The following is an 11,216-nucleotide window of genomic DNA, read 5'->3' on the forward strand; positions in this document are numbered from 1 at the left end:
CCGGTTTTACCCGCGATTCGGTGGCCAAGCAACTGAATATTGGCAAAGCGAGTGTCTACCGGATACTGAAAACCTACCGGCTTCAGAACCCCGATGATATTTTGCCTGGTGAGCGTTCAGCCAGAAAGATAGCGACGTTACTCATCGAGTTACGCGTTGAAAACAATACAAAATATGTCAGAGGTAAATCGAAAGTCAGGACTGATATCGAAAATGAATGGAACTGGAGCTTTGATATGGAAAAGCCCGATCCAAAAAGCAACGACTATATCCTGCGAGTTCCTTATGAAACCGAACAAGAGCTGGATGAACTGGTTGATGAACTAAACCGTGATGCAGCCTATGCCGCTGAGATGCGCTATTGTTATGTCGAGTTGGATGTGGTGCATCAGGAAACGGGGAAAATATGGAATTAACCACAGTATTCTTCACGCTATGGCGCTAAAATCCGTGTTATCAATGACTATGCTACTATTGGCCAATGAAAACGACCCCAACACCGCACGACGCGCTTTTTAAACAGTTTTTGACGCACCCAGAAACCGCTCGCGACTTTCTGGATATACACCTACCGCCAGCACTACGCCAGGTGTGCGACCTGAATACCCTGCGGCTGGAGTCCGGCTCCTTTATTGAAGAAAATCTACGCGCCTACTACTCTGATGTACTGTATTCGCTAAAAGCGGGGCAGGGTGACGGTTACATCTACGCATTGATCGAGCATCAAAGCACTCCGGACAGGCATATGGGCCTGCGCATGATGCGATATGCTATTGCCGCCATGCAACGACACCTTGATGCTGGCAACGATAAACTGCCCTTGGTTATTCCGATTTTATTCTATCATGGCCATGTGACACCTTATCCTTATTCAATGAACTGGCTGCAAGCATTCAGTGAACCGGAACTGGCGGGACAACTCTACGGCAATGATTTCCCATTGGTTGATGTGACCGTCATTTCTGATGACGAAATCATGACACACCGGCGCATGGCCATACTGGAACTGCTGCAAAAGCACGTTCGTCAGCGTGACCTTGCAGAGCTAATGGAACAACTGGTCACGTTGCTGCTTGGCGGTTACACTAATAATGAGCAGCTGACATCGCTGATGAATTACATGTTGCAGGTTGGCGACACGGCGGCACCGGAAAGTTTTCTTCGGGAGCTGGCCCACCGTTCACCTCAGCACGAGGAGGTATTGATGACTATTGCACAAAAACTCGAACAAAAAGGGATCGAGAAAGGTCGCCAGGAAGGGCTACAAGAAGGACGTCAAGAAGGTGAACGGGATGCTGCCCTGAAAATTGCTCGTTCCATGCTGGCCAGCGGTCTCGATCGCGACTTGGTTATGAAAATGACTGGCCTGACAGCTGATGACCTGGCTCAAATCCGCCATTAATCATCCCAAATGACGGGCAGGGAAGACGTTGTTAGACAACATTGAACCGGACTCACCGGAAAATACTACTTCGGCGTTAAGCCACCTGGCATTTTGTGCTTTGGTGGCACTAGGCATAGCCCGTCAGGATGGCATGGCGAGAACACCCTACGCAGATAATCTGTTTCTTATCCGCTGGCTGGCCACCGCACAGAAACAGAAGCGCTTCCCCAAAAGTGTCGCTATCGATATTACCTGGCTACTGGAGCGGGGCCGCAAACACGGGGCGGCAGGCAAACTATGCCAACATCTGGAATATTTATGGCGTTCCTGTAGTAGTAATCTGGCCGACCAATCAGACCTGTTCAGACTCACTTACGCCACTGAGACACTGAAAGATCAAGGCTGGGACAATTATGTGATGGAGAGTCGGGAATGGAAATCCGGGACAATTTTGACACCCCGCCTGGATAATGGTTTCTACGTCGAAAAATCCGTACTTAATGCCGCCTTTACCCCCGATGGTCGTCACCTGCACCCCGTCCCGTTTCGCATTATTGGTGACACCATGACCTTTATTCAGGTTATGGCGGAGTATTCACTTCACGCAAGGGTTATCAACAGTGCCCTGGATCACCACACAGTCGTATTGGAGCCGGTAGCACATTCATCCTTACCCAGTCTGTAAAGAGGGAAACCAATGAAAATGGTAGACTTTCGCCGTATGGCGGCAAAAATGGATCAGCATATGCAACAGCTGGACGTTCGTGGGATAAAAGAACCGCACCAGATTATCAACCTTAAATGACTAATATCATTATAATTCAGAGTGATATGACGTGAAGGTGGGACTTTTGGAGGAAATGATCACGGAACCCCTTTAACCAGAGAGCATGAAAAAGTGTGGGGCAATGGCTTAACATATTGATGGAAGGGTAATATTTTCTTCATCAATATTCTGCTTTACTACAAATCTAGCTTGCTATGATGTGGCCAATATCATGGCGTGCCCCACACTTTTTTATGCTCTCCATAAAGGAAGAAAACCGACCGCTCGTGCAAAATCCGCTGAAGTCATCGAGCTGATTCGTGCTGGTTTTACCCGCGACTCGGTGGCCAAACAACTGAATATCGGCAAAGCGAGTGTCTACCGGATACTAAAAACCTACCTGCTTCAGAACCCCGACGATATTTTACCTGGCGAGCGTTCAGCCAGAAAAATAGCAACGCTACTCATCGAGCTACGCGTTGAAAACAATACCAAATACGTCAGAGGTAAATCGAAGGTCAGAACGGATATTGAGAATGAATGGTGCTGGAGCTTTGATATGGAAAAGCCCGACCCAAAAGGCAACAACTATATCTTGCGAGTCCCCTATGAAACCGAACAAGAGCTGGATGAGCTGGTCGACGAACTAAACCGCGATGCCACCTATGCAGCTGATATGCGTTATTGTTATGTCGAGTTGGATGTGGTGCATCAGGAAACGGGGAAAATATGGAATTAACCCGCAGTATTCTTCAGGCTATGGCGCTAAAATCCGTGTTACCAATGACTATGCTACTATTGGCCAATGAAAACGACACCCACACCGCACGACGCGCTTTTTTAACAGTTTTTGACGCACCCAGAAACCGCTCGCGACTTTCTGGAAGTACACCTACCGACAGCATTACGCCAGGCGTGCGACCTAAACACCCTGCGACTGGAGTCTGGTTCATGGTTAGGAAACTCAATTGCATCTTTCAAGAACGCCTGACCATGGATCGTGGCCATTTAGATCCCCGAACGACGTGGGCCTAAGTTATTTAATGTGTAAAAATGGCAGTTTCGCCGGGTTTTTAACCTAAAACTAAAATTTCAGGCACACTGACCCAAAGAGGGCGTCCGAAGCCATCGTTTCTGCTCCATTTTATGCAGCCTCTCCGACAGTAATTCTGTTGTGTGAAACCCCCTCTGTGCGCCGGCAAAACGCAGTCGGTCACCGCACAGGATACATTGGTACGGATCCGTTCCCAGGAAGCCCTTCATCAGTACCGCAAATCCCGGCTTCTCTGGTTTTTTACGCGCCTCCATCTTCAGGGCCTCATACACTTTTGGCAGCAGCTGGCCCCGCTTGCGGTTGGATAAAAAACCGTAGTAGCGCACCATTTTAAAATGACGTGCCGGAATGTGGCTGATATAGCGCCCGATCATCTCTTCCTGCGTCAGCGTTTGGCGTTTGTATTGCTGCGTACGATGATCGTGGTAATGATGGACCACAGCACCGCCGCTGTAGTGTCGCAGCTGAGAGGCGGCTACCGGGGGACGCTTCAGATAACGCCCCAGGTATTTGACGCTGTGCCAGGCTCCCCGGGTTTTCTTCGCGAAGTGGACTTTCCAGTAACGCCCGTACTGAGCCTTCAGATAGCGTCGCCACTGAGTTTCATCGCGAATGTGGCCCAGACCTAGCAGGCTGCCGGGTTTGATAAGGTCGTAGCTTTCGCGCAGCAGACGAATAACCGCCCCGCGCCAGATTTTCTCCACCGCCTTCTTCTTAAAAAACAGGCTGCGCCAGGTGTTGTGTTTGACATCGAGGCCACCGCGGGTGACGGAAACGTGGATGTGGGGATGCTGATTGAGCTGGCGGCCATAGGTGTGCAGGGCGCAGAAAATGCCGACCTCGATCCCCTGTTTGCGGGCCCAGCGGAGCATGGCGCGGGTGGCACAGCGAAACAGGTCATTGAGCAGGGGCCAGTTATTGTTGAAAAAAGGCCAGAGCAGGTGGGGCATAGTAAAAGTGATGTGTTGCCAGTCGCAGTCGGGGAGGATGTGCTGCTGTTCGGCAATCCACTGCTCGGTGGCTTTCATTCCGCATGAACTGCAGGCCTTTGATTTGCAACTCTGACAGAAGAAACGGGAATGGGTGCAGTTGGGTGAGGCACAGCAGTAGCGTCGAACGCCCATGGCACAGGTGCCGCAGGCGAGCATGCGCTCGACGGAAAGTTGGGTCCAGTCGGTGATAGTGTCACCGTGTTTGTCGAGAAAGCGGTTCCAGCCCTCGTCGTGTTGGAAGAGCATCTTCGCCGGACGGGGAATATACATGCGGCGGTAATTTACCCCGTGATATTGCGGGTGAAATAAAAGGGAGGACACTCACACTGCCCGCAGTCGCAGTCGCAGTCGCAGTCGCAGTCGTGTTCGTCCGGTCTGTCAGCCCAGTTGTCGGTGTGTTTGTCCCATGGGTCAAAGGAGACTTGTACCATGCCGAGCTCTGTGGCGACGATAAAATCATCAGCCAGCAAGGACTCTATAATCGCATTGTTGTCGGTGGATGATTCAAATCCACGGATAATATTGACGAGCGGTGGGTAAGGCAGCGTGTCGAGGAAAAACTGAGGGCCCAGTCGCACGCAGTGCTGGATGGTCTCCTCCGGGGTGTCATAGAAAAACTCGGCGACGTCGCCAAAATCGCCTTGAGGCGGAGTAGAGACCAGAAAACGCTTCGGATAACGGGGGCGAGGGATGGTTGTTTCTGACGCGGTGTAGCCTGATTTACCTAGTTTACGCTTTCTGGGGGATTGATTGCGAGCCATGTGGATGAGTACCTGGGGAAATTATCATGCCGCAGAGTATAAAACGGTGCGCAGGCGCTGAACACCCCCGAAGCTGCACAGCAGCGCCGCTCCCGCCGCAGGCGGGCTACTGTTCAGGGCAAGTGTCCACTTGGCGTTGAGCATCGGCAGGTGAAATACCTTAACAACGTGATTGAATGTGATCACGGTAAGCTGAAGCGGATAATCAACCCGATGCTGGGCTTCAAATCCATGAAGACGGCTTACGCTACAATCAAAGGGATAGAGGTGATGCGCGCGTTGCGCAAAGGACAGGCAGAACTTTGGTACTATGGCCATCCTCAGGGAGAAGTGCGTCTGGTGAACTACGTTTTCAGCCTCTAAGATCTTTAAATTGGAGGAAAGTTTACTCTACGCAGCTATTTGCAACAGTGCCGAAACATCGCGTGGGATGATTTTTTATTTTGAGAGAAAACAGAATGTTTAACATTTATTTATAAATATATAAGTATATTTCACAGTGTAAGATTTGTGCAATGTTATAGGACTGCCTGGTGATGATGCTAACGCGCAGTTTTAAACTTGCCCTTCCTCTGTTTAAGGATAAGACGTGAAAATTCAATTCCGTTCAGTGCTGTGTGTTTCACTGAGTTGTCTATTTTTTCCTGCCGCCGTGCTGGCCACTGGGAACGTTTACCAGGAGTCCGGGCGCATTGGCAAGCCTGACTCCTGGCTGACCCCCGAATTTAGCCGCCAGTGGGGACTGGGGGCAATTAACGCACAGTATGCCTATGCTCGGGGGTATAATGGACAAGGGGTGAACATAGGTGTGCTTGATGCAAAGCTGTTCCCACACCCCGAATTTGCCGGCAAACTCACTTTAGCCTCCGGCTATTTGCCTTATGATTTTGATACTGATGAGAACAGTGGAATTATCGCTTTCGAAGGGCACGGCGTGCACGTGGCCGGCATTGCGGCGGCCGGCCGCGAGGGCACTGGCATGCACGGCGTGGCGTTCGGCGCCACCCTTGCTACAGGTAGTATTCCCGGTAAGGATAGCCAGCTGGAATTCATGGTCCAAAGCAACATCCGGGTGATTAATAACAGCTGGGGTGATACTGTTCCCATAGAGAAAGATGCCACCGGTAACAACTTGTCTCTTCCTAATGGCACCTTGATGTATCAACAACTCACGTCGGCTTCTCAGATTGACAAGCTGTCCCCGCTCAGAGCGCGTATCGACGCCTTCAGCCTGGGCCCTATTCCCACTACTATCGCTGATGAAGTACGCGATATTGCCAGCTATGCCGGTATGCTGCGCGCCACGGCAAACTGATTGTTTTCGCAGCAGGCAATGAGAATAATTACAATGTGCCTACGAGAGATGGCAGCCTGCCTTATCTCTTTCCTGAGGTACTGGATCGTTACCTGACGGTCACCAACATGACGCCTAATGACGACTTGGATGTCAGTTCCACAAGCTGCGGGCATACCGCCAGTTACTGCGTTTCGGCGCCCGGCACGGATATTTATAGTGCGGTAGGACGCTTTGTTTCCCGCACCGGCGCCCCCATTACGGAAGCGGCGCTGAACCGGGGAGAGCTGAGTGTGGAGCCGGGCTACCAGGAGATGAGTGGTACCTCCATGGCCGCCCCCCTCGTCACCGGTGCAGCCGCCGTGCTGATGCAGCGTTTCCCCTACATGACCTCGGCGCAGATTGCCGATGTGCTGAAAACCACCGCCACCGACCTTGGCGCGCCGGGTATTGATGCCCGTTTCGGCTGGGGGAAAATCAACCTGAGAGACGCCATGGATGGTCCCGGAATGCTGATTGCCCCGGCAGATATCCCTGCGGAATTTTACGTGCCCGGCTCGTACACCAATACCCAGTTTGTGGCTAACATCCCAGGTATCGGCGCTCTGCTTGACGCTGGGACGCCGCTGGAACGGCAGTGTACCGGTGTGGAATGTGCCTGGGATGTTTGGCGCAATAATATTGCTGGCCACGGCGGCCTGACCAAAGAAGGAATGGGCACGCTGATCATGACCGGCGCCAACATTTATGCCGGCCCGACGCTGGTCAATCAGGGGCGGCTGACAGTCAACGGCTCGGTCACCTCGGCCGTCAGCGTGCAGAACGGCGGCATCGTCGGCGGCAGCGGCACGGTCGGTTCGCTGACCGCCCGCCGTGGCGGCACAGTGGCGCCGGGCAACTCGATCGGCACCCTGAACGTGGCTGGCAACGTCAGCTTCGAGCCGGGGTCGCGCTACGCGGTGGAGGTGGAGCCGAACGGCCAGAGCGATCGGATCCAGAGCAGCGGATCGGCGACGATCGGCGGCGGCGAGGTGGCGGTAACGCTGGAGAACAGCCCCAACCTGCTGACGGAAAGCGAGGTGCGCAGCCTGCTGGGCCAGCAGTACAACATCCTGACTGCGCAGCAGGGGGTGAGCGGGCAGTTTGACGCGGTGGCGCCGAACTACCTGTTCCTCGGCACCGGGCTGAGCTACCAGCCGACCGGGGTGACGCTGAGCGTCGGGCGCAACGGCACGAGCTTCGCCAGCGTGGCGCAGACGCCGAACGAGCGGGCAGTAGCGGCGGCGGCGGATGCGCTGGCGGCGGGCAACCCGGTATACGAGAGCCTTCTCAACAGCGGCACGGCGGGCGAGGCGCGGCAGGCGTTCCGTCAGCTGTCGGGGCAAATCCATGCGGACATCGCGTCGGCGCTGGTGAACGACAGCCGCTACCTGCGTGAGGCACTGAACGGGCGTCTGCGTCAGGCGGAAGGGTTGGCGAGTTCGTCGGCCATCAAGGCGGACGAGGGCGGGGCCTGGGCGCAGCTGCTGGGGGCGTGGGACCACGCGTCGGGCGATGCCAACTCCACGGGTTACCAGGCCTCGACCTACGGGGTGCTGGTCGGGCTGGACTCGGCGACGGCGGACGACTGGCGGCTGGGGGTGGCGACCGGCTACACCCGCACCTCGCTGCACGGCGGGTACGGGTCGAAGGCGGACAGCGACAACTACCACCTGGCGGCGTACGGCGACAAGCAGTTCGGTGCGCTGGCGCTGCGCGGCGGTGCGAGTTACACCTGGCACCGCATCGACACCAAACGGTCGGTAAACTACGGGATGCAGTCGGACCGTGACACGGCGAAGTACAGCGCGCGCACCGAGCAACTGTTCGCGGAAGCGGGCTACAGCGTGAAAGGCGAGTGGCTGAACCTGGAGCCGTTCGTGAACCTGGCGTACGTGAACTTCGAAAACAACGGCATCGCGGAAAGCGGCGGCGCAGCGGCGCGGCGCGGCGACAAGCAGCATACCGACGCGACAGTGTCGACACTGGGGCTGCGTGCGGACACCGAGTGGCAGGTGAGCCCGGGCACGACGGTGACGCTGCGCAGCGAGCTGGGGTGGCAACACCAGTACGGTGGGCTGGAGCGTGGCACGGGTCTGCGGTTCAACGGCGGCAACTCGGCGTTCGTGGTGGACAGCGTGCCGGTCTCGCGCGACGGGATGGTGCTGAAGGCGGGGGCTGAAGTGGCGGTGAACGAGAACGTCACGCTGTCGCTGGGCTACGGCGGGCTGCTGTCGCAGCACCATCAGGACAACAGCGTCAACGCCGGGTTTAGCTGGCGCTTCTAATAAGACTCATTTGATCACATAAACGGCTCTTAGGAGCCGTTTTTTTGTGCACAGAAAACCCCCAGCTAGGCTGGGGGTTCCGTAAAGCTTTCAGCTTTGAGTCAGTTATAAAAATCTATGGTCACCCCCTTTTTTGCAACACTGATTTTGATTTATGATGGGCTTGCTTAAATCTATTCGGCGTCTGGTGGGAGCCAGCTCCCGCGCCACGATGAGTTCCGCGCCTGATGAACCTTAAAAACCCCGTCGGCTTCAAAGAGCCATTTTTTATATCAGGTTCATCATCAGGCCGCTGGGCCGTTCATGTCATCAATAATCAGTCGTCGCAAAACCAGAAAGTCACTTGGTAACTCATTGAGCTGACAGTAGATTTACTGTTGGCTCTTTTATTTACTGAAGACGGTTCCTTGTGTGGTTACTGCCCAGGCTATTCGTGCCAGCTTGTTCGCCAATGCGCAGGCCACCACATTCGAGTGATGCCGAGTCAGTTGCCCCCGCACCCATTCAGCCAGGCGTCCCGACTGATATTCCAGCCGCTGCATATACACTCGGGCGCATTGCACCAGCAGTCGTCGCAGATTTTTATCCCCCCGTTTGCTGATACCCATCAGGGTGCTTTTCCCGCCGGTACTGTACTGGCGAGGGACTAATCCTGTTGATGCCGCAAAATCCCGGCTGCTGGCGTAGTTTTTACCGTCCCCCAATTTGGTCGCCAGCAGGCTGGCGGTTATCGTTCCGACCCCGGGAATGGAAAGCAGACGCTGCGCTGTTTCATCATCGGCCATATGGCTTTTTAACTCTTGTTCAACTTCCTCTATCTGTTCGCAGAGGTAGCCATAATGTTGATGAAGTCGGGTGAGCAAACGGGCTAAATAGGGCGGCAGTTCGTGCTCTTCCAGCACGGTCGCCAGCCGTCTTATCACGGCAATACCGCGTGGCATACTGATCCCAAACTCAAGTAAAAAAGCATGCATTTGGTTGGTGGTTTTGACCCGCTCCCTGACCAGAGAATCGCGGACGCGATGCAGAGCCGACATGGCCTGCTGATCTTCGGTTCTGGGTGTCACAAAGCGCATGGAGGGGCGGGAAGCAGCTTCGCAGATGGCCTCAGCGTCGATGAAATCATTTTTATTACTTTTAACGAATGGCCGGACAAACTGCGGAGAAATGAGTTTGACCTGATGCCCTAACTGGCTGATATGACGGGCCATAAAATGCGCCCGGCACAGGACTCCATTGCGACAATGCAAGGCTGGCAGGTGGCGAGAAATTGGGTGAGTTGAGCGCGGGAAAACTTCTTGCGTAATAATGGGTTGCCGTGTTTTTCCTGGCAATGAATATGGAATGAATGCTTACCAAGATCGATGCCGATGAGCGTAACGTTTTGCATGATGATCCCTCCAAAATAAAACACCCTGTCAGCTTACCGCTCACAGGGTGGGGGTGACCATCTCATTACCCCTTTTGATTTGTTAAAACAGTTTGCGGTCTGGCAACTGCAAACGTTCAACAAGAAATCAAAAGGGGGTCCCTATGAGGGACGAAAAGAGCTTAGCGCACACGCGATGGAACTGTAAATATCACATAGTATTTGCGCCGAAGTACCGAAGACAGGTGTTCTACGGGGAAAAGCGCAAAGCGATTGGCAGTATCTTAAGAAAGCTGTGCGAATGGAAGAACGTGAATATTCTGGAAGCGGAATGTTGTGTGGATCACATCCATATGCTTCTGGAAATCCCACCCAAGATGAGTGTGTCGGGCTTTATGGGATACCTAAAGGGAAAGAGTAGCCTGATGCTTTATGAGCAGTTTGGCGATTTGAAGTTCAAATATCGTAACAGGGAGTTTTGGTGTCGAGGGTATTACGTTGATACGGTGGGTAAAAATACAGCCAGGATACAAGAATACATAAAGCACCAACTGGAAGAGGATAAAATGGGTGAGCAGTTGTCGATCCCCTATCCGGGTAGCCCGTTTACGGGCCGTAAGTAACGAATTGTGATGCAAATGTCAGATCGCGATGCGCCTGTTAGGGCGCGGCAGGTAAGAGAGCCTTATAGGCGCATATGAAAAACCTCCGGCTATGCCGGAGGATATTTATTTGGCTCTGTCGCATTAAGGTGTCGTCAGGTAACATGCTGTTTTTTTTACGGTGTTGCCTAACCATGTCTCTGATCCGAAACGCCTTTAAACGCCTGCATTATCCCGTCGATATCATCGCCCAATGCGTTCGTTGGTATCTGGCTTACGCACTGAGCCTGCGCAACCTGGAAGAGATGATGGCTGAACGCGGTATTGCCGTTGACCATTCCACGTTACACCGCTGGGTTATCCGCCTGGTGCCCTTGCTGGATAAGGCGTTTCGCCAACATAAACGCTCAGTAGGTCGTCGGTGGCGCATGGATGAAACCTACATCAAAGTCAAAGGTCAGTGGAAATATTTATACCGAGGCGGTCGATACTTCAGGTCAGACCATCGATTTCCTGCTGACCGCCAAACGGGATGCCGCCGCCGCCCTGCGTTTCTTTCGCAAGGCCATTCGACATCATGGCGAACCCGAAGTGGTCACCATCGATAAAAGTGGTGCTAACACCGCCGCCCTGACCACACTCAATGCAGACAAATCAGAAGAAGAAA

General features: G+C 53.6%; 6 protein-coding genes and 6 pseudogenes. 9 read left to right on the plus strand and 3 right to left on the minus strand.

All coding sequences use genetic code 11. The features are described 5' to 3' along the window. The 5 genes and pseudogenes from AEP37_RS26670 to AEP37_RS25335 all read left to right on the plus strand — a co-directional run. Positions 1-416 (plus strand): annotated as a pseudogene (locus AEP37_RS26670) (hypothetical protein); the annotation flags it as partial. Between the two features lie 65 nt (positions 417-481). Next, a complete protein-coding gene (locus AEP37_RS21130; RefSeq protein WP_049615194.1) occupies positions 482-1,402 on the plus strand; it encodes an Rpn family recombination-promoting nuclease/putative transposase in 921 nt (306 codons plus the stop codon). Between the two features lie 28 nt (positions 1,403-1,430). Beyond that, positions 1,431-2,069 (plus strand): DUF2913 family protein, encoded by a 639-nt coding sequence (locus AEP37_RS21135; protein ID WP_050692017.1) that lies wholly within the window; start codon positions 1,431-1,433, stop codon positions 2,067-2,069. 313 nt (positions 2,070-2,382) lie between these two features. Continuing rightward, the gene (locus AEP37_RS25835; RefSeq protein WP_050692018.1) at positions 2,383-2,889 is read left to right on the plus strand and encodes a helix-turn-helix domain-containing protein; all 507 of its coding nucleotides are present in this window, start codon (positions 2,383-2,385) and stop codon (positions 2,887-2,889) included. A 111-nt stretch (positions 2,890-3,000) separates the two neighbouring features. Continuing rightward, positions 3,001-3,120, plus strand: a pseudogene (locus tag AEP37_RS25335) (Rpn family recombination-promoting nuclease/putative transposase); the annotation flags it as partial. Positions 3,121-3,242: 122 nt separating this feature from the next. Here the strand turns inward: AEP37_RS25335 and AEP37_RS21150 are convergent. Both AEP37_RS21150 and AEP37_RS21155 read right to left on the minus strand, forming a co-directional pair. Further along, on the minus strand, positions 3,243-4,466 hold the full coding sequence (locus tag AEP37_RS21150) for an IS91 family transposase (protein ID WP_049615196.1): 1,224 nt from the start codon (positions 4,464-4,466) through the stop codon (positions 3,243-3,245). A gap of 11 nt (positions 4,467-4,477) precedes the next feature. Beyond that, positions 4,478-4,957: a hypothetical protein gene (locus AEP37_RS21155; RefSeq protein WP_050692019.1), complete on the minus strand. Its 480-nt coding sequence runs from the start codon at positions 4,955-4,957 to the stop codon at positions 4,478-4,480. 114 nt (positions 4,958-5,071) lie between these two features. Here AEP37_RS21155 and AEP37_RS21160 point away from each other — a divergent pair. Both AEP37_RS21160 and AEP37_RS21165 read left to right on the plus strand, forming a co-directional pair. Beyond that, a pseudogene (locus AEP37_RS21160) lies at positions 5,072-5,320 on the plus strand (DDE-type integrase/transposase/recombinase); the annotation flags it as partial. Positions 5,321-5,570: 250 nt separating this feature from the next. Further along, positions 5,571-8,578: pseudogene (locus tag AEP37_RS21165) on the plus strand (autotransporter outer membrane beta-barrel domain-containing protein). A gap of 386 nt (positions 8,579-8,964) precedes the next feature. On the opposite strand, the pseudogene AEP37_RS21170 reads toward AEP37_RS21165, so the two are convergent. Further along, positions 8,965-9,968: pseudogene (locus tag AEP37_RS21170) on the minus strand (IS110 family RNA-guided transposase). A gap of 143 nt (positions 9,969-10,111) precedes the next feature. On the opposite strand from AEP37_RS21170, the gene tnpA reads away from it, so the two are divergent. Together tnpA and AEP37_RS27640 are read left to right on the plus strand one after the other, a co-directional pair. Then, positions 10,112-10,570: an IS200/IS605-like element IS1541B family transposase gene (tnpA, locus tag AEP37_RS21175; protein ID WP_032899290.1), complete on the plus strand. Its 459-nt coding sequence runs from the start codon at positions 10,112-10,114 to the stop codon at positions 10,568-10,570. A 173-nt stretch (positions 10,571-10,743) separates the two neighbouring features. Further along, positions 10,744-11,216: pseudogene (locus tag AEP37_RS27640) on the plus strand (IS6 family transposase); the annotation flags it as partial.

Source organism: Yersinia pekkanenii, assembly GCF_001152565.1.
Taxonomy (GTDB): domain Bacteria; phylum Pseudomonadota; class Gammaproteobacteria; order Enterobacterales; family Enterobacteriaceae; genus Yersinia; species Yersinia pekkanenii.

Coding starts and splice junctions, on each gene's coding strand:
- tnpA (WP_032899290.1), top strand. CDS start 10,112: ATGAGGGACGAAAAGAGCTTAGCGCACACGCGATGGAACTGTAAATAT.
- AEP37_RS21130 (WP_049615194.1), top strand. CDS start 482: ATGAAAACGACCCCAACACCGCACGACGCGCTTTTTAAACAGTTTTTG.
- AEP37_RS25835 (WP_050692018.1), top strand. CDS start 2,383: ATGGCGTGCCCCACACTTTTTTATGCTCTCCATAAAGGAAGAAAACCG.
- AEP37_RS21155 (WP_050692019.1), bottom strand. CDS start 4,957: ATGGCTCGCAATCAATCCCCCAGAAAGCGTAAACTAGGTAAATCAGGC.
- AEP37_RS21150 (WP_049615196.1), bottom strand. CDS start 4,466: ATGTATATTCCCCGTCCGGCGAAGATGCTCTTCCAACACGACGAGGGC.